This window comes from Tsukamurella sp. DT100 (genome assembly GCF_049844855.1).
Lineage (GTDB): Bacteria > Actinomycetota > Actinomycetes > Mycobacteriales > Mycobacteriaceae > Tsukamurella.
In genome coordinates, this window is sequence record NZ_JBNCLV010000004.1 from 340,502 (window position 1) to 357,546 (window position 17,045).

General features: G+C 68.3%; 18 protein-coding genes, 4 tRNA genes and 1 pseudogene. 3 read left to right on the forward strand and 20 right to left on the reverse strand.

Annotated elements, in window-relative coordinates; translation table 11 throughout:
• Positions 1-4: 4 nt before the first annotated feature.
• The 9 genes and pseudogenes from rpoB to ACLQ3K_RS11915 form a co-directional block, all read right to left on the reverse strand.
• Positions 5-3,555, reverse strand: a pseudogene (rpoB, locus tag ACLQ3K_RS11875) (DNA-directed RNA polymerase subunit beta).
• Positions 3,556-3,990: 435 nt separating this feature from the next.
• Positions 3,991-5,154: an ABC transporter ATP-binding protein gene (locus tag ACLQ3K_RS11880; RefSeq protein ID WP_224651962.1), complete on the reverse strand. Its 1,164-nt coding sequence runs from the start codon at positions 5,152-5,154 to the stop codon at positions 3,991-3,993.
• 188 nt (positions 5,155-5,342) lie between these two features.
• Positions 5,343-5,735: a 50S ribosomal protein L7/L12 gene (gene rplL / locus ACLQ3K_RS11885; RefSeq protein WP_224651964.1), complete on the reverse strand. Its 393-nt coding sequence runs from the start codon at positions 5,733-5,735 to the stop codon at positions 5,343-5,345.
• A gap of 100 nt (positions 5,736-5,835) precedes the next feature.
• Positions 5,836-6,366 carry a 50S ribosomal protein L10 gene (gene rplJ / locus ACLQ3K_RS11890; RefSeq protein WP_224651966.1) on the reverse strand — a complete coding sequence of 177 codons (531 nt, stop codon included), beginning with the start codon at positions 6,364-6,366 and terminating at the stop codon, positions 5,836-5,838.
• 559 nt (positions 6,367-6,925) lie between these two features.
• Complete coding sequence (locus ACLQ3K_RS11895) at positions 6,926-7,402, reverse strand: TIGR04338 family metallohydrolase (protein ID WP_425999817.1); 477 nt, start codon at positions 7,400-7,402, stop codon at positions 6,926-6,928.
• Positions 7,403-7,407: 5 nt separating this feature from the next.
• On the reverse strand, positions 7,408-8,316 hold the full coding sequence (locus ACLQ3K_RS11900) for a hypothetical protein (protein WP_224651968.1): 909 nt from the start codon (positions 8,314-8,316) through the stop codon (positions 7,408-7,410).
• On the reverse strand, positions 8,313-8,963 hold the full coding sequence (locus ACLQ3K_RS11905; protein WP_425999506.1) for a hypothetical protein: 651 nt from the start codon (positions 8,961-8,963) through the stop codon (positions 8,313-8,315). The genes ACLQ3K_RS11900 and ACLQ3K_RS11905 overlap by 4 nt, the downstream gene beginning before the upstream one ends.
• 38 nt (positions 8,964-9,001) lie before the next feature.
• The gene (locus ACLQ3K_RS11910; RefSeq protein WP_425999508.1) at positions 9,002-9,649 is read right to left on the reverse strand and encodes a hypothetical protein; all 648 of its coding nucleotides are present in this window, start codon (positions 9,647-9,649) and stop codon (positions 9,002-9,004) included.
• An 83-nt stretch (positions 9,650-9,732) separates the two neighbouring features.
• Positions 9,733-10,551: a DUF2786 domain-containing protein gene (locus ACLQ3K_RS11915; RefSeq protein WP_224652183.1), complete on the reverse strand. Its 819-nt coding sequence runs from the start codon at positions 10,549-10,551 to the stop codon at positions 9,733-9,735.
• 163 nt (positions 10,552-10,714) lie between these two features.
• On the opposite strand from ACLQ3K_RS11915, the gene ACLQ3K_RS11920 reads away from it, so the two are divergent.
• Positions 10,715-11,134: a hypothetical protein gene (locus ACLQ3K_RS11920; protein ID WP_425999510.1), complete on the forward strand. Its 420-nt coding sequence runs from the start codon at positions 10,715-10,717 to the stop codon at positions 11,132-11,134.
• A gap of 86 nt (positions 11,135-11,220) precedes the next feature.
• Positions 11,221-11,589 carry a hypothetical protein gene (locus tag ACLQ3K_RS11925; protein ID WP_425999512.1) on the forward strand — a complete coding sequence of 123 codons (369 nt, stop codon included), beginning with the start codon at positions 11,221-11,223 and terminating at the stop codon, positions 11,587-11,589.
• Positions 11,590-11,664: 75 nt separating this feature from the next.
• Here the strand turns inward: ACLQ3K_RS11925 and rplA are convergent, their stop codons facing one another.
• The 11 genes from rplA to ACLQ3K_RS11980 form a co-directional block, all read right to left on the reverse strand.
• The gene (gene rplA, locus ACLQ3K_RS11930) at positions 11,665-12,378 is read right to left on the reverse strand and encodes a 50S ribosomal protein L1 (protein WP_425999514.1); all 714 of its coding nucleotides are present in this window, start codon (positions 12,376-12,378) and stop codon (positions 11,665-11,667) included.
• A gap of 95 nt (positions 12,379-12,473) precedes the next feature.
• Positions 12,474-12,905, reverse strand: coding sequence for a 50S ribosomal protein L11 (gene rplK / locus ACLQ3K_RS11935; RefSeq protein ID WP_068523954.1), 432 nt, complete (start codon positions 12,903-12,905; stop codon positions 12,474-12,476).
• A 70-nt stretch (positions 12,906-12,975) separates the two neighbouring features.
• Complete coding sequence (gene nusG / locus ACLQ3K_RS11940; protein ID WP_425999516.1) at positions 12,976-13,845, reverse strand: transcription termination/antitermination protein NusG; 870 nt, start codon at positions 13,843-13,845, stop codon at positions 12,976-12,978.
• A 42-nt stretch (positions 13,846-13,887) separates the two neighbouring features.
• Positions 13,888-14,277, reverse strand: a complete 390-nt coding sequence (gene secE, locus ACLQ3K_RS11945; RefSeq protein WP_425999518.1) for a preprotein translocase subunit SecE — start codon at positions 14,275-14,277, stop codon at positions 13,888-13,890.
• Positions 14,278-14,351: 74 nt separating this feature from the next.
• Positions 14,352-14,424, reverse strand: a tRNA-Trp gene (locus ACLQ3K_RS11950).
• Between the two features lie 147 nt (positions 14,425-14,571).
• The gene (gene hadB, locus ACLQ3K_RS11955; RefSeq protein ID WP_068523951.1) at positions 14,572-14,997 is read right to left on the reverse strand and encodes a (3R)-hydroxyacyl-ACP dehydratase subunit HadB; all 426 of its coding nucleotides are present in this window, start codon (positions 14,995-14,997) and stop codon (positions 14,572-14,574) included.
• Entirely contained in the window at positions 14,984-15,550 is a 567-nt protein-coding gene (gene hadA / locus ACLQ3K_RS11960; protein ID WP_068523949.1) for a (3R)-hydroxyacyl-ACP dehydratase subunit HadA, read from the reverse strand. The genes hadB and hadA overlap by 14 nt, the downstream gene beginning before the upstream one ends.
• A 94-nt stretch (positions 15,551-15,644) precedes the next feature.
• A complete protein-coding gene (rpmG, locus tag ACLQ3K_RS11965) occupies positions 15,645-15,812 on the reverse strand; it encodes a 50S ribosomal protein L33 (protein WP_013125415.1) in 168 nt (55 codons plus the stop codon).
• Between the two features lie 34 nt (positions 15,813-15,846).
• Positions 15,847-15,920 (reverse strand) — tRNA-Met (locus ACLQ3K_RS11970).
• 32 nt (positions 15,921-15,952) lie between these two features.
• Positions 15,953-16,025 (reverse strand) — tRNA-Thr (locus ACLQ3K_RS11975).
• A gap of 134 nt (positions 16,026-16,159) precedes the next feature.
• Positions 16,160-16,244 (reverse strand) — tRNA-Tyr (locus ACLQ3K_RS11980).
• Positions 16,245-16,339: 95 nt separating this feature from the next.
• Here ACLQ3K_RS11980 and ACLQ3K_RS11985 point away from each other — a divergent pair.
• Entirely contained in the window at positions 16,340-16,831 is a 492-nt protein-coding gene (locus ACLQ3K_RS11985) for a YajQ family cyclic di-GMP-binding protein (protein WP_425999522.1), read from the forward strand.
• Positions 16,832-17,045 lie beyond the last annotated feature (214 nt).

Consider the following 17,045-nt stretch of genomic DNA (forward strand, 5'->3'; position numbering starts at 1 on the left):
GGGGCTAGTTCGCGAGGTCTTCGGCGGAGGCGTTCTCGTTGCGCGAGAGGTTGATGCCGAGGTTGGCAGCAGCGCGCTCGAGGTCCTCGTCGTCGCCGTCGGCCATCTCGATGGCGGCACCGTCGGACGACAGCACCTCCACGTTCAGGCAGAGCGACTGGAGCTCCTTGAGGAGCACCTTGAACGACTCGGGGATGCCGGGCTCGGGGATGTTCTCGCCCTTGACGATCGCCTCGTACACCTTCACGCGGCCGACCACGTCGTCCGACTTGATGGTGAGCAGCTCCTGCAAGGTGTAGGCGGCGCCGTACGCCTGCATCGCCCAGCACTCCATCTCGCCGAAGCGCTGTCCACCGAACTGCGCCTTACCACCCAGCGGCTGCTGCGTGATCATCGAGTACGGGCCGGTGGAGCGGGCGTGGATCTTCTCGTCCACCAGGTGGTGCAGCTTCAGGATGTACATGTAGCCGATGGCCACCGGGTACGGGAAGGGCTCGCCCGAGCGGCCGTCGAACAGCGTCGCCTTGCCGTCGGCGCCGACCATGACGTCGCCGTCGCGGTTGGCCAGGGTCGAGCCCAGCAGGCCCGCCAGCTCCTCGTCGCGGGCACCGTCGAACACCGGCGTCGCGGTGTTGGTGTCCTTGGGCTGGCTGTACATCTCCTCGGGGAGCGCGGACGCCCAGTCGGGGATGTTCCCGTTCTCGTCGCGCACGTCCCAGCCGGTCTTGGCGACCCACCCGAGGTGCGTCTCCAGGATCTGGCCGATGTTCATACGACGGGGCACGCCGTGCGTGTTCAGGATGATGTCGACCGGGGTGCCGTCGGGCAGGAAGGGCATGTCCTCGGCGGGGAGGATCTTGCCGATGACGCCCTTGTTGCCGTGGCGGCCGGCCAGCTTGTCGCCGTCCTGGACCTTGCGCTTCTGGGCCACGTACACGCGGACCAGCTCGTTCACGCCGGGGGCCAGCTCGTCGTCGTCGTCGCGCGAGAACACGCGGACGCCGATGACCTTGCCGGTCTCGCCGTGGGGCACCTTGAGCGAGGTGTCGCGGACCTCGCGCGCCTTCTCACCGAAGATCGCGCGGAGCAGCCGCTCCTCCGGGGTCAGCTCGGTCTCGCCCTTCGGGGTGACCTTGCCGACCAGGATGTCGCCGTCGCGGACCTCGGCGCCGATGCGGATGATGCCGCGCTCGTCGAGATCGGCCAGCACCTCATCGGAGACGTTCGGGATGTCCCGGGTGATCTCCTCGGCGCCCAGCTTCGTGTCGCGGGCATCGATCTCGTGCTCCTCGATGTGGATGGACGTGAGCACGTCCTCCTCCACCAGGCGCTGCGAGAGGATGATCGCGTCCTCGTAGTTGTGGCCCTCCCACGGCATGATCGCCACGAGCAGGTTCTTGCCGAGCGCCATCTCACCGTTGTCGGTGCAGGGGCCGTCGGCCAGGACCTGGCCGGCCTCGACGTGCTGGCCGGCGTTGACGATCGGACGCTGGTTGGCGCAGGTGCCCTGGTTCGACCGCGCGAACTTGCGCAGCTTGTAGGTCTTGCGCGTGCCCTCGTCGGCCATGACGGTGATGAAGTCGGCGGAGACCTCCTCCACGACGCCCGGCTTCTCGGTGATGACGACGTCGCCGGCGTCGACCGCGGCGCGCAGCTCCATACCGGTGCCGACCAGCGGCGACTCGGAACGGACCAGCGGCACGGCCTGACGCTGCATGTTCGCACCCATGAGGGCACGGTTGGCGTCGTCGTGCTCGAGGAACGGGATCATCGCGGTCGCGACCGAGACCATCTGGCGCGGCGAGATGTCCATGTACTCCACGGCGGAGACGGGGACGAACTCGACCTCGGAGCCGCGCTTACGCACGAGCACCTTGTCGTCGGTCAGGCGACCGTCGGCGTCGGTGGTCGCGTTCGCCTGCGCGATGTAGTAGCGATCCTCCTCGTCGGCCGTCATGTAGACGATCTCGTCGGTGGTCTTGCCCTCCGTGACCTTGCGGTACGGGGTCTCGATGAAGCCGAACGGGTTGACCCGCGCGTACACCGACAGCGAACCGATCAGGCCGATGTTCGGGCCCTCAGGGGTCTCGATCGGGCACATGCGGCCGTAGTGCGACGGGTGGACGTCGCGGACCTCGAGGCCGGCGCGCTCACGCGACAGACCACCGGGGCCGAGCGCCGACAGGCGGCGCTTGTGGGTCAGGCCCGACAGCGGGTTGTTCTGATCCATGAACTGCGAGAGCTGCGAGGTGCCGAAGAACTCCTTGATCGCCGCCGAGACCGGGCGGATGTTGATCAGGGTCTGCGGGGTGATCGCCTCGACGTCCTGCGTGGTCATGCGCTCGCGGACGACGCGCTCCATGCGGGACAGGCCCACGCGGAGCTGGTTCTGGATCAGCTCGCCGACGGTGCGCAGGCGACGGTTGCCGAAGTGGTCGATGTCGTCGACCTCGACGGGGACCTCGACGCCGTCCGGCACGGTCATGTAGGTGAGCTGCTCCGACGGTGCCTCGTGCAGGCGCACGAGGTACTCGATCGTCGCGACGATGTCCTCCTCGGTGAGCACCAGCGGCTGCGTGCCGTCGGAGTTCGCCGGGAGACCGAGCTTCTTGTTGAGCTTGTACCGGCCGACGCGGGCCAGGTCGTAGCGCTTCTCCTTGAAGAACAGGTTCTCCAGCAGGGTCTGCGCCGACTCCTTCGTGGGCGGCTCGCCCGGGCGCAGCTTGCGGTAGATGTCGAGCAGCGCCTCATCGGTGCCGGCCGTGTTGTCCTTCTCGAGGGTGGACCGCATGATCTCCGAGAAGCCGAAGCGCTCGAGGATCTGCTCCGTGGTCCAGCCGAGCGCCTTGAGCAGCACGGTGACGGGCTGGCGGCGCTTGCGGTCGATGCGGACACCGACGGTGTCCCGCTTGTCGACGTCGAACTCGAGCCACGCACCGCGGGCCGGGATGACCTTGACGCTGTGCAGCGGCTTCTCGGTCGACTTGTCGATGTTCTCGTCGAAGTACACGCCCGGGCTACGGACGAGCTGCGAGACGACGACGCGCTCGGTGCCGTTGATGATGAACGTGCCCTTGTCCGTCATCATGGGGAAATCGCCCATGAAGACGGTCTGCGACTTGATCTCGCCGGTGTTGTTGTTGATGAACTCGGCGGTGACGAACAGCGGCGCCGCGTACGTCATGTCCTTGTCCTTGCACTCCTCGATCGAGGCCTTGACCTCGTCGAAGCGCGGATCGGAGAAGGAGAGAGACATCGAGCCCGAGAAGTCCTCGATCGGCGACAGCTCAGCGAGGATGTCCTCCAGACCGCCGGTGGGCTGTGCCTCGCCGCGCGCAGCGGCCTTCTCCCGCCAAGCGGGCGTACCGACGAGCCAGTCGAACGAGTCGATCTGCAGGTCGAGCAGGCCCGGTACGGGAAGCGGCTCGGAGATCTTCGCGAACGACACGCGCTTGGGCGCTCCGGGCACCACGGCGTCGTTCTGATCGTTCTGAGTCTGGCTGGAGACGGAGACTGCCAAGATGCGTCCTCTGCTGTGACTAGTAACGTTGCCAAAATTGTGCTGACGGCAACCCGCAGAGTACGGCCCCAATCGAGGGCGAATATTCAGATGGGCAGGAGGCAGCCAGCGCAACGTCCAACATTAACAGAGGAATGACCACCCCGCAAGGGGCAGTCCAGACTAAGCCCCGAGGGGCTTGGGCGCAAGCATGACGCGCGCCGTTCTTCGAACACCGGCATCGTCGGTCGGCTGCGCCGTCGGCCCCGGCCGCGGGCTGGCTGCCGTGCGGGCCGGAGGCACCCGAGAGATGCTCTCACGTGGACACGAGCACATCGCGTCCTGCCGATAACTGTGACCCGAATCCGCGCGGACGTCAAGCGAAACCGCCGATTTCCTTCGAATATCGGGGCCGACCCCACCCCGGAGACGCCGACACCGGCCCGGGAAGCGTTCCCGGGCCGGTGTCGGCGGTTGCTACGACGGTGCGGTCAGCGCCCGTCCTCGACCTTCGGCAGGTGGTCGGTGGGGTTCTCGTCCGCCTGCGTCACCGGGTAGGCCGACGTCGGCGCCTCGTCGCCGGCGTACTCCTTCTGGATGGAGACGGGGGCCGTCTCGGGCGCCTGCTCGTACTGCTGGGCGGCGGCCACGGGGACCGTCGCGGCGTAATCGGCCGGGTCGTCGCCGAGGTCCTTGCGGATGGCGATCTGCGCCTTCTCCGGCAGGGTCGGCAGGATCTGGCGGACGCGGGCCCGGCGGCGGGCGTCGCCCTTGCGGGGCGGCATGCCCGGCGTGGGCTGCATCTGCGGGGCGATCTCGTCCGGAACGTCGACGCCACCGTCGGAGTGGCCGCCGGCGACGCGGGCCATCTCGGCCTCCATCTGCGCCGAGTCTTTCTCCTCCGACATGCCGATCGGGCCGATCATCGAGCCGGAGAGGAACTGCTTGACCACCGGCTCCTCGGAGGTGAGCAGCACCTCACGGGGGCCGAACATCACCAGGTGCTTGAGGAAGAGCATGCCCATGTTGTCCGGCACGGTGCGGGCGATGTTGATGTTGTGCGAGACGATCAGCGTCGTGCAGTCGATCTGCGCGTTGATGTCGATCAGCAGCTGGCTGGTGTAGGTGGTACGCACCGGGTCGAGGCCGGAGTCCGGCTCGTCGACGAGCATGATCTTCGGGTCCATCACCAGCGCGCGGGCCAGGCCGGCGCGCTTACGCATACCACCCGAGATCTCACCCGGGAGCTTGTCCTCGGCGCCGATCAGACCGACCATCTCGAGCTTCTCCATCGTGATCTGACGGATCTCGCTCTCCTTCTTCTTCGTGTGCTCACGAAGCGGGAAGGCCGTGTTGTCGTACAGGTTCATCGAGCCGAACAGCGCGCCGTCCTGGAACAGCACGCCGAACATCTTGCGGATCTCGTACAGCTCCGACGACGTACAGGTGAGGATGTCCGTGCCGTCGATGATGATCTCGCCCTCCTCGGGGCGCAGCAGACCGATCAGGGACTTCAGGAACACCGACTTACCGGTACCCGACGGGCCGAGCAGAACCGAGACCTCGCCCGCGGGCAGGGTCAACGAAACGTCGGACCAGATGTTCTGGGACCCGAACGACTTCGTCAGGTTCTTGGTAGTTACTTCGACACCCACTGTCGAGACCTTTCGTCGCTTCCAGGTGTGGCTCGCGCCACAGACCGCTGGGAGCACAGTACCCCAGTACCCGCTGGTGGCGGTACCGGACCTGTTCTATTCGGACGGGGCGGCACCGTCGGAAAACGAGAACCGCCCCGTCGCACTGGGCGACGGGGCGGTTGCAGCACTGACGTGCGGTTCGGTTATTACTTGACCGAAACCGACGCGCCGGCCTCCTCGAGCTTGGCCTTGGCAGCCTCGGCGGCGTCCTTGTCGACCTTCTCCAGGATCGCCTTGGGGGCGCCCTCGACGAGGTCCTTGGCCTCCTTCAGGCCGAGGCCCGAAACCAGCTCGCGGACGACCTTGATGACCTGGATCTTCTTGTCGCCGGCGCCATCGAGGATGACGTCGAACTCGTCCTGCTCGGCAGCGGCGTCGGCGCCGCCGGCGGCGGGGGCCGCACCGGCAGCCGCGACGGCGACCGGAGCAGCGGCGGTGACCTCGAAGGTCTCCTCGAAAGCCTTCACGAACTCGGAGAGCTCGAGCAGGGTGAGCTCCTTGAACTGGTCGAGCAGCTCGTCGGTGGTGAGCTTCGCCATGGTGGCGTCCTTCCGTTAAGTCTTGCTCGCTGATCCGCGAGGCAAGGGTGGTGGTTCTCGGGTGCGGAGCACCCGAAGGGGGTTCGCTGGATCAGCGGTATTACGCGGCAGCCTCTTCGGCAGCCTTCTTCTCCTGCAGCGCGGCGGCCAGGCGGGCCACCTGCGAAGCGGGAGCGTTGAACAGGCCTGCGGCCTTCGCCAAGTTGCCCTTCATGGCACCGGCGAGCTTGGCCAGGAGCACCTCGCGCGACTCGAGATCGGCGATGCGCTCGACCTCGGCCACGGACAGCGCCTTGCCGTCCATGTAGCCGCCCTTGATGACCAGGGCCTTGTTGTCCTTGGCGAACTTCTTGATCGCCTTGGCGGCCTCGACCGGCTCACCCTCGATGAAGGCGATAGCGGTCGGACCCACGAACAGCTCGTCCAGTCCCTCGACGCCGGCGTCCTTGGCGGCGAGCTTGACCAGGGTGTTCTTGGCGACGGAGTAGGTAGCACCTTCTCCGAGCGAACGACGCAGCTCGGTGATGGAACCGACCGACAGCCCGCGGTACTCGGTGACCACGGTGGCCGTGGACTTGGAGAACTGCTCAGCGATCTCAGCGACTGCTGCGACCTTCTCGGCGTTTGCCATACTTCGCCTCCTCTCTACGTGTCATCCGTCTTTGGAGGCCTTGCCCTGAAACGACGAGAACCCCGGCGCAGGGCGCACGGGGTTCATGATGAATCCTCGTCCTCCTGCGTGGGTCGCCGGCTCGGGGCCGGACCTTCGATCAGGCTTGCGCCTGACGACCGACGGTCTTCGGTGGAACGGTCCGGTTGTCACCGGATTCCAAGGGACCAGAGTACCGACGGTGCGCGGGTTCGCCAAATCGTGGTTCGACGGTGCGCTGCGCCCGGGCCGGGTCGGTCGTCCCCCGCGCGGCGCCGAATCCCCTGCAGCCGGGACTCGGCCGCGGCGTACGCCGCCGTGTCGAATCCCCCGCTCAACGTTCCATCCCTCACCAGACACCCAATCCCCACCCCAGGATTCGGTCCCCCACCGGGCGCCGTGCGTGTGGCGGGGGCTCGGTCGTCCCCCGCGCCGCGTTCGCTCCCCCACCAGACGCCAACTCTCCCCCACTGGACGCCGTGCGTTTCGTGAGGGGTCGGTCGTCCCCCGCGCGGCGCCGAATCCCCCATGAGGCGCCGCCTCAGCCGACGGCGACGCCGGATTCGGTGTAGACGATGCGCAGCGCCAGGCCTGCTTCCGGGCCCATGACCTGGGCGGCGAGGTCGACGAAGGCGGCGGTGAACGACGGGCCGTGGGCGGCGCCGTCGGCGCCCGAGGACGCGACGACGTGGTGCGCGAGCTCGTGCAGGACGACCAGCTCGCGGAGGGCCCAGGCACCGTCGCGCCCGGCGGGGACGGCGACGACCGGGCCGGCGGGACCGCTCTCGTAGTGCGCGCCGGCGGCGCCCGCGCGGGCCCGCACCCGGACCGCGCCGGGGCCGAGGACCCGATCCACGTACGCCTGCACCGAGTCGACGGAGGCGAAGCGGGCCTCGGGCGGCAGCGTCAGCGGCACTCCCAGCACGTCAACGGTGCGCCCCGCCCCCGCGTGCTCGAACAGGCCGCGGACCAGCTCCTCCGCGCGGTAGACCGCGGCCCGCTGCGCGTCCCTAGCCAGCGGGGCTACACATCCTTGGCGACCTTGAGCTGCTCGATGATCGCCTTGCCCGTCGCGGCCATGTCGTCGCGACCGATCGGGATGACGAGCATGGCGTAGGTCTGCGGCGCGGAGGCGATCACGATGACCGTGACGTCGTCGCCCGCGACGGTGAGCTTGTCGCCCGTGACCAGGATCTTGCCGGTGACCTTCGCGGCGGGCACGCCGTCGACGGTGATCGACTCCGCCGCCGACTGCTCGACCCGCTTGGAGGTCACGCTGTTGTAGCCGGCGCCGTCCGCGATGCACTGGATCATCCGCGAGGCGGCGTCCTTCGGATCCAGCTTCGAGTTGAAGTTGGTCTGGCCGACCTCCGCACCGGCCTGCCAGGGCTGGCCGTCGCCCATCGACTTCTGCAGGCCCGCGGCGGCGATGCTCTGCGCGTACACGGTGTAGCTCTCCTGCTCCCAGCCCGGCGCGGCGGCGACGGGGAAGGACAGCGGGCCCGAGGCGACGCGGTCGGTGATCGGCGAGGCCAGCCCGGTGCCGGGCACGCCGCAGTCGCCGCCCGTGCTGGGCGTGACGGAGGTGGGGCCCGCGCTCGGCGCGGCGGTCCGGTCGCCCTCGTCGGAGCCCGAGTTCACGACCAACAGGACGGCGGCGATCGCGACCGCGATCACCAGCACCACCGCGATGCCGATCGCGGCGTACAGGCCGGTGCGGTTCGGCTTCTGCGGCGGCTGGCCCTGCCCGGGGTACTGCTGGCCGGGGTACTGGTAGCCCTGCTGCGGGTATCCCTGCTGCTGGTAGGGCTGCTGCTGCCCGTACGGATTCGTCTGCTGCCCGTATCCGTACTGGTAGCCGCCCTGCGCGTACGGGTCGGGCTGCGCGTACGGATCGGGCTGCTGTCCGTTCGGATCCTGCGGGTTGCTCATACGTCCCTCGCCACCTTGAGCTGCTCGAAGACCTGCTGGGCCACCGCCGCGAGGGCGGTGTCCCCGATCGGGGTGTCCGACTCGAAGTATGCCTGGGGCGCCGAGTCGATGACCACAACAGTAACCACGTCGCCCGGGAACGGGAGGCCGTCCCGGCCGACGAGGAGGCGTCCCGAAACCCGGACGGCCGGCACGCCGTCGACGAGGAGCGGCTCGGGGTCGGTGAGCCCCTCGAACCGCGGGCTGTAGGGGGTGTACGCGCTCTCGTCGGCCAGGCACGCCAGGATCCGCCGCGCGGCCGCCGCAGTCTCGAGCTTCGGCGCGAACGCCGTGAGCCCGACCTCGACATGGGCCTCCCAGGTCTGCGGCACCACCTCCGTCGCGAGCCCCACCACCTCCGCCCCGTGGGAGAAGGCCTGCGCCTGCTGCGGTCTCCACCCCGGGGCCGCGGCCACCGGGAAGGACACGGGCCCCGCGGTCACCCGATCGGTGATCGGCGTCGACGCCGACCGCCCCGGAATCCCGCAGTACCTGTCGGACTCCACCGCCGACGGCGACGCCCGGGCCTCGCGGGACGCGATGCTGCGCGAGAACAGCCCGGCCACCACGACCGCACCCACGCCGATCACGACCACCGTGATAGCCACGATCCACCCGTACGCGTGCCACCACCGGCGCAGGGCGCTCATACTTCCCTCGCGACCTTGAGCTGCTCGAAGACCCGCTGCGCCACCCCGGCGAGGGCGGTGTCACCGATCGGGGTGTCGGACTCGAAATAGGACTGGGGCGCCGAGCCGATGACCACCACCGTCACGACGTCGCCCGGAATCGCGAGGCCCTCGCGACTGACGAGGATGCGGCCGACGACCCGCGCGGCGGGCACCCCGTCGACGGTGATCGCCTCCGGCTCGGTCAGGCCCTCGAGCCGCGGCCGGTAGGAGTCGTACCGGCTACTCGCGACGATGCACGGAATGATCCGGCGCGCGGCCTCCGCGACCGGCACCTTGGGTGCGAAGGTGGTGAGCCCCACCTCGACGTGCGCATCCCACTTGTGCCCGGTCACCGTGGTGCGCAGCCCCGCGGCCTGTGCGCCGGGCGCGAAGAGTTGGTAGACCTGCCGAGTCCACCCCGGCGCCGCCGCCACCGGGAACGACACCGGGCCCGAGACCACGCGGTCGGTGTTCGGCGTGGTCGAGCTGGAACCCGGGAGCCCGCAGGCGCTCGCCTTCCCCGAGGCCGCCGGCGTGGAGCCCGCCGTCGTCGACGAGCCGCCGGCGCCCCGCACCATCAGCACCGCCGCGAGCGCGACGATCAGCACGACGACGACCACCACGCCCCCGATCGCCCACCACAGCCCAGCGTTCCCGCGCGACGGTGGCGGCGGTGGCGGGGCCGGCGGTGGCGGCGGGTACGGGTTCACGACCGGCCCTGCTCCAGCGCGCCGCGGCCCCCGCTCAACTCAGAGTGGGCCCCCAGGCGCGCGGACCGGCCCGCCCGATCACCCGCGCGGCGGGCACCGTCGGAGTAGCCGGCCGACGCGGAAGACCCGCGCCACCGGCCCCGCGCCGTGGACTCGCCCTGGTAGAACGAGGCGAGTTCGACCTCCTTGTCGCGCAACGCGACCGCGGTGCCCGGCTCACCCCGCTCCGTGGCCTGCGCGGTGGCCTCGGCCCGGGCCTCCGCGAGGCGCGCCCCGATCCGGGCGGCGAAGGCCGACTGGAAGTTGATCCGGGCGGTGACCCCCGAGACCGGCTTGGTCTCTACCCAGCGGCGACGGGTGCGCCGGTCCTCGTAGAGCTGCTGCACCGTCTCCGACTTGTGGGCGCCCGAGCGGAGGTAGGCGTCCGACGCGCGGACCATCTGGATCACCAGCGAGGCGTACAGCGCCTCGCACGCGTCGACGTCCTCCGCGAAGCCGTAGGCGAAGACGAAGGTGGAGTTGGAGGCCACGTCGCACCGCACGTCGTTCGACTGGGCGATCGCGACGAAGAGCTCGACGAAGGTCCGCAGGCCGCGCCGGCCCGCCTCCCCGATCCGGACGGTGCGCTGCTCGGGGACCGCGCGAGCCCGCTCCGCCCCGCGCTGGTGCGCGCGGGCGACGGCGAGGTCGATCGACGCGGCCGTGGCGAGCCGCTGCGCGGCCTCGGTGAACGTGGCGGCCTCGTGCTCGTTGTCGGTGCCCTCCGCCTGCCGCAGCAGCGCCCCGATGCGGGCGAGCAGCCTGTCGTCGTCCATGCGCGCGACGATACCGGCGCGCACCGACACGTTCCCGCGCCCGCCGCCACGAGCCGCCCGTACGTGGTTCCCGCGGGAGCCAAGCGAGCGACAAGGGACCACCATGCCCCGATGAATACCGTCGACGTCAGTCGCCCGGATCCCCGTCGAAGAGGAGACGTCAGTGTCGGTTCACCCTCCCGCACCTGGTCGGTACCAGCGGTACCCGCACTACCCGCAGTACGGTCGGGCGTTCGCCCAGCCCGGAGGGTTCCCCCAGCAGTCCTACGGCCGGCCGTACGCCCCGATCCCGCCCCAGGTGCGCCCCGCCGGCGATCCGGGCCTGATCCCCGCGGTCGTCGGCCTGGTGCTGTTCTTCGTCGTCGCGCTGCCGATCGTGGTGATCGGCATGGCGATCGACCTGAATCCCACGTTCTACCTGCCGGCGACGATGGCGACGGTGTTCCTCTCGACCCACGCGTTCTGCGTATCGAAGCGTCACGGGCACACCAACGTGATCGCCGTGATCACCATCTCCCTGTGCCTGCTGCTCCTGCTGTCCGGGCTCGCGTCCGCCCTCATCCGGCTCCTGCTCATCCTCTGAGCCCGGTCCGCCGCACGCCGTCCTTCCATGCGCTCGACTACGCTCGACGCACACCGATATCCGCAGCGACAAGGGGAGCGTTCACGATGTCGACGCCCAACGATCCGTACGGTCACGACCCGTACGGGCAGCCACCGTCGTACCCCGCCCAGCCCTACCCTGCCTACCAGCCCTACCCCGGCTACCCGCCGCCGCAGGGCCTTCAGGATCCGGACCAGGCGATGGGCATCGTCGGGCTGGTCCTGACGGTGTTCGGCTGCTACCCCGTGGGCCTGCTGGTCAGCTGGATCGCGCACCGGCAGTCGCGGGACCGCGGCTACAAGAACACGCTCGCCACGGTCGGCATGGTCATCGGCGGCGCCCTCACCGCACTGACGCTGCTCGCGCTCCTGGCCTACGGCGCCGTCTTCCTGCTTTTCTTCCTGGTCGCGAGCTCCGGCAACGCGCTGCTCTGACCCGGATACGACGAAGCCCCCGACCGCTCGAGGAGCGATCGGGGGCTTACGTCAGACCCGATGAGGTCTAGAGGCTCAGGCCTCGTCCTCGGTGAGGTTGCTCACACGACTCGGATCCACCTGGATGCCCGGTCCGGTGGTCGTCGAGACGGTGACCTTCTTCAGGTACCGACCCTTGGCCGCCGACGGCTTCGCGCGCAGGATCTCGTCCAGCGCGGCGCCGTAGTTCTCCACCAGCTGCTTGGCGTCGAAGGACGCCTTGCCGATCACGAAGTGCAGGTTCGACGCCTTGTCGACGCGGAACGTGATCTTGCCGCCCTTGATGTCGCCCACGGCCTTGGTCACGTCGGGGGTGACGGTGCCGGTCTTCGGGTTCGGCATGAGGCCACGGGGGCCGAGCACGCGAGCGATGCGACCGACCTTGGCCATCTGGTCCGGGGTGGCGATCGCGGCGTCGAACTCGAGCCAGCCGCCCTGGATCTTCTCGATCAGGTCCTCGGCGCCCACCTCGTCGGCACCCGCGGCCTTGGCCTCCTCGGCCTTGTCGCCGACGGCGAAGACGATCACGCGGGCCGTCTTACCGGTGCCGTTCGGCAGGTTGACGGTGCCGCGCACCATCTGGTCGGCCTTGCGGGGGTCGACACCGAGGCGCATCGCGACCTCGACGGTGGCGTCCTGCTTGGTGGAGGAGGTCTCCTTGGCCAGCGTGACAGCATCCAGCGGGCTGTACAGCTTGTCCTTGTCGACCTTCTCGGCAGCGGCCTTGTAGGCCTTGCTGTTCTTGCTCATGAAAACTCTTTCGTTTCTTGCCCGGCTAGTGGGCAGTGAGTGGTTCTGCGGGCCGAGCGGGCCCTCCCACGGGACGCACGAGGCGTCCCGGCGACTTACTCGACGGTGATGCCCATCGAGCGAGCAGTACCGGCGATGATCTTCGCGGCCTGATCGATGTCGTTCGCGTTCAGATCTTCCTTCTTGGTCTCAGCGATCTCGCGCACCTGATCCCAGGTCACCTTGGCGACCTTGGTCTTGTGCGGCTCGCCCGAGCCCTTCTGCACGCCGGCTGCCTTGAGCAGCAGCTTGGCGGCCGGAGGAGTCTTCAGCTTGAAGTCGAAAGAACGGTCCTCGTAGACCGTGATCTCGACGGGGATGACGTTGCCACGCTGCGACTCGGTCGCGGCGTTGTACGCCTTGCAGAACTCCATGATGTTGACGCCGTGCTGACCAAGCGCGGGACCCACGGGCGGAGCAGGGTTGGCCTGCCCGGCCTGGATCTGCAGCTTGATGAGCCCGGCGACCTTCTTCTTCTTCGGGGGCATCCTCAGTTTCCTTTTTCATCACCCCACGCCCTTGCAGCGGGCGCGGGAAGTCTTCACGCGGCGAACCGCGTCAGCTGATCTTCTCGACCTGGTTGAAGGCGAGCTCGACGGGCGTCTCACGCCCGAAGATCGACACCAGCACCTTGAGCTTGCGCTGCTCGGCGTTGATCTCGCTGATGGACGCGGGCAGGGTCGCGAACGGGCCGTCCATGACGGTGACCGACTCTCCGACCTCGAAGTCGACCTCGACCGCGGGGCCCTGCGAGGCCGCGCCACCGGAACCGGCGGCACCGTCGGACGCGGCACCGGCCTTGTCCTTGGCGGGCTTGGTGCGCGCGCTCTCGGGGAGCAGGAACTTCACGACCTCGTTCATCGTGAGCGGCGAGGGCTTGCTGGTCAGGCCGACGAAGCCGGTGACGCCGGGGGTGTTGCGCACCGCGCCCCAGGACTCGTCGTTGAGGTCCATGCGCACCAGGATGTAGCCCGGCAGCACCTTGCGGTTGACCCGCTTCTGCTGACCGTTCTTGATCTCGGTGACCTCTTCGGTGGGGACCTCCACCTGGAAGATGTAGTCGCCGACGTCGAGGTTCTGGACACGGGTCTCGAGGTTGGCCTTGACCTTGTTCTCGTAACCCGCGTAGGTGTGGATCACGTACCAGTCGCCGGGGGCCGTGCGCAGCTGCGCCTTGAGCTCCTCGACCGGGTCGATCTCCTCGGGCTCCTCCTCGGCGACGATCTCAGCGCCGTCGCCGGGCTCGTCCTCGCCGAGGACGCTCTCCTCGACCTCGATCAGGGCCTCGTCGTCGGCCTGCTCGGCGGCGTCCTCGGCCTGCTCGGCGGCGTCCTCGGCCTGCTCGACCTCGGTCGCCGCGGCAGCGTCGTCGACCAGGACGTCCTCAACGGCGTCCAGTTCTGCCTCGTTGTGCTCCGGGGTGCTCACAGCGCCGAAGTTCCTTCCGTCTCGTCTACTCGTGTGGTCCGGCTACTTGCCGAACGCCCACAACATCAGCTTCGCGAAGCCGAGGTCGAGGAGGCTGATCATCGCGGTGAGGACCACCACGAAGACCAGCACGATGATCGTGTAGTTGATCATCTGGGACCGGGTCGGCCAGATGACCTTCCGCAGCTCCGCGACGACCTGGCGGATGAACAGCCAGATGGCGGCGAGCGGATTGCGCGACTTCTTCTCGGCCGCGGACTTCTTCGCGGCGCCGGACTCGACCGCCGAACCGGGCTCCGGCGCCTCGGCCAGCGCCGTGCGGCCGCCACGGCCGCTCGAGCGCTTACCGGAAGGGCGGGCCTGCTGGGCGTCTTCGGCGGCGCTGTCGCCGGCGGCTTCGCCGGTGGTCGCGTCGTCCTTCTCGTCGCTCACGCACTTCCCTCCGCTGGATTTTCAGCGGGCGTCGGCCCGCCGATGTCGACAGCCGGGCCGGGGCCCGCGCTATGCAGGGGCGACAGGACTCGAACCTGCGACCTGCGGTTTTGGAGACCGCTGCTCTACCAACTGAGCTACACCCCTTTGCGGAGCCTTCCGGCCCCGCACCCGCACCGTTCGAAGGGCGCGCTTTCGCACGCCCGCCGTTTTGTGCGGACAGTTCAGTGTACGGCACATCGGTGCCGCACCTCAAAACGCACCGGTCATGCGGCCCGAGCGGGCCGCGGACCGTCAGGCGAACTGGACGGTGGCGACCGGCTTGCCGAAGATCTTGCGCTCGCCCTGCTTGACCGTCAGGAAGACGACGCCCGTCTTGGTCTCCTCGTCGAGCGACTTGATCTTGCCCGAGTAGAGGAGCTCCGCCTTCTGGTCGGCCGGGACGAACACCGGCGCGGTGAAGCGCACGCTGTACTCCTTGAGCGCGCCCGGATCGCCCAGCCACTCGGTGATGTAGTTCGAGCCCAGGCTCATGGTGAGCATGCCCTGCGCGACGACGTCCTCCATGCCGGCCAGCTTCACGATGTGATCGGACCAGTGGATGGGGTTCGGGTCGCCGGTGACGCCGGCGTAGTTCACCAGGTCGCCGCGGGTCAGCTCGAAGGTGCGCTCCGGGAGCTCCTCGCCCACCGTCACGTCCGCGAAGTTACGAAGCGCCATACATCATCACCTTTTCCATTGCACCGACGAATTCGGCGTCCTCGTCCTCGCCCGACCGGCCGGCCAGGGTGGTCCAGGACGTGACGAGGGGGTTGCCGTCCTGGTCGGAGATCTCGTTGCGGGTCACGATCAGATCGGCGCCCGCGGCCTGCCGGAAGGCGTCGAAGTGCACGTGGGTCGTGAGCGTCATCCCCGCGACGATCGGCGCGTGGAACTTGACCTCCTGCGCCGACTGCACGACGGGACGACGGCCGTAACCGACGATCGCGTTCTCGAACAGCGGGCGGTGGGCGATGATGCCGATCAGGGAGAACATGATCGGGGGCGCCACGATGTCGGCGTACCCGGCCGCGCGCGCGGCCTCCACGTCGTGATGAACGGGATCGGTCAGCTGGGACGCGTTCGCGAACTCGCGGACCTTCTCGCGGCTGACGTAGTACTTCTCGTCGTACTCGTAGTTGTAACCGACTGCGGCGCGCGTGCGCTCCGCGACTTCTTCGGGGCTGAGCTGCTCGGTGACCGGTCCACCCGGCACATCGATGTCCTTGCTCACGTGACGAACCTACCTATCGTGAATGGGCTGAAGGGCAGTATGCCAAAAGGGAGGGCATCCGCTGTGGATGCCCTCCCCCTTGTCGACGTCTACGTCAGCGCGACTCTCGGTGCGCCTGGTGCGATCCGCAGTTCGGGCAGAACTTCTTCAGCTCGAGGCGATCGGGATCGTTGCGACGGTTCTTCTTGGTGATGTAGTTGCGGTGCTTGCACACCTCGCACGCCAAGGTGATCTTGGGGCGGACATCTGTCGATGAAGCCACGACGGTCCCTCTTTCGCAAATCTCTTGTCAGTTGTAGCGGTGGGGAGGCTCGATCTCCCGACCTCACGATTATGAGTCGTGCGCTCTAACCAGCTGAGCTACACCGCCCTGAGCTATCAGCACATTGCACTGGTCTAGCGAGCCCCCTAACGGAATCGAACCGTTGACCTTTTCCTTACCATGGAAACGCTCTACCGACTGAGCTAAGGGGGCGAGTCCTCGAGGCACCGTCTCCGGCGCTCCAAGAGCCTCAACGAGATTACACACTGCGGCCGAGATCATCCAAATCCGCAGGTCAACTCGTTATCACTGCGGCCTCCGACGTCTGAGACGCCGAAGGCCGCAGCTGGTGGCACGTGTAGGATTCGAACCTACGTAGGCTAAGCCGACGGATTTACAGTCCGCTCCCATTGGCCGCTCGGGCAACGTGCCTTGCACCGCCTGTGAAGGCAGCGGAGAGAAGACTACATCGCCCCCGTGGGGGGCACGCAAACCCGCAGGTCAACATCATAGGAGTGCAACAGAAGATGGCCGATTCGTCGTTCGACGTCGTGAGCAAGATCGATCGCCAGGAGGTCGCCAACGCCCTCAACCAGGCCTCGAAGGAGCTCAGCCAGAGGTACGACTTCCGCGGCACGAACACCACCGTCGAGTTCTCCGGCGAGGACAAGGTGGTGCTCACCTCCGACGCCGAGGAGCGCGTCAAGGCCGGCCTCGAGGTCTTCCAGGAGAAGCTCATCAAGCGCGGACTGTCGCTCAAGGCCTTCGACGCCGGCGACCCCGTCGCCTCCGGCAAGACGTACAAGATCACCGGCACCCTCATCGAGGGCATCACCAGTGAGAACGCCAAGAAGATCAGCAAGCTCATCCGCGACGAGGGCCCCAAGTCGGTCAAGGCACAGATCCAAGGCGAGGAGCTGCGCGTCTCCAGCAAGTCGCGCGACGACCTGCAGTCCGTCCAGTCGCTGCTCAAGAACGCCGACCTCGACATCGCGCTCCAGTTCGTCAACTACCGCTAGGTCTCCTGGTCCGACGGTGCACCGTCGCGCCGGGTGGTGCGACGGTGCGCTCGCGGCCGGGCCTCCTCCGCGCCCGGCCGCCCATGATCCTCATCACGCCGACGTCCCCCACGCCGCGTCAACGCCGCGTGGGGGACGTTTGGTCCCCCGCTAAACGCCGTCCCTCCGATGGGGGACGTGATCTCCCCCACGCCTCGTCGACGCCGCGTGAGGG

What these genes read in the sequence shown, in the direction of transcription:
- rplL (WP_224651964.1), bottom strand. Translation starts at nt 5,735, where the DNA reads ATGGCGAAGCTCACCACCGACGAGCTGCTCGACCAGTTCAAGGAGCTC.
- rplJ (WP_224651966.1), bottom strand. Translation starts at nt 6,366, where the DNA reads ATGGCAAACGCCGAGAAGGTCGCAGCAGTCGCTGAGATCGCTGAGCAG.
- ACLQ3K_RS11900 (WP_224651968.1), bottom strand. Translation starts at nt 8,316, where the DNA reads ATGAGCAACCCGCAGGATCCGAACGGACAGCAGCCCGATCCGTACGCG.
- ACLQ3K_RS11915 (WP_224652183.1), bottom strand. Translation starts at nt 10,551, where the DNA reads ATGGACGACGACAGGCTGCTCGCCCGCATCGGGGCGCTGCTGCGGCAG.
- ACLQ3K_RS11925 (WP_425999512.1), top strand. Translation starts at nt 11,221, where the DNA reads ATGTCGACGCCCAACGATCCGTACGGTCACGACCCGTACGGGCAGCCA.
- rplA (WP_425999514.1), bottom strand. Translation starts at nt 12,378, where the DNA reads ATGAGCAAGAACAGCAAGGCCTACAAGGCCGCTGCCGAGAAGGTCGAC.
- rplK (WP_068523954.1), bottom strand. Translation starts at nt 12,905, where the DNA reads ATGCCCCCGAAGAAGAAGAAGGTCGCCGGGCTCATCAAGCTGCAGATC.
- hadB (WP_068523951.1), bottom strand. Translation starts at nt 14,997, where the DNA reads ATGGCGCTTCGTAACTTCGCGGACGTGACGGTGGGCGAGGAGCTCCCG.
- ACLQ3K_RS11985 (WP_425999522.1), top strand. Translation starts at nt 16,340, where the DNA reads ATGGCCGATTCGTCGTTCGACGTCGTGAGCAAGATCGATCGCCAGGAG.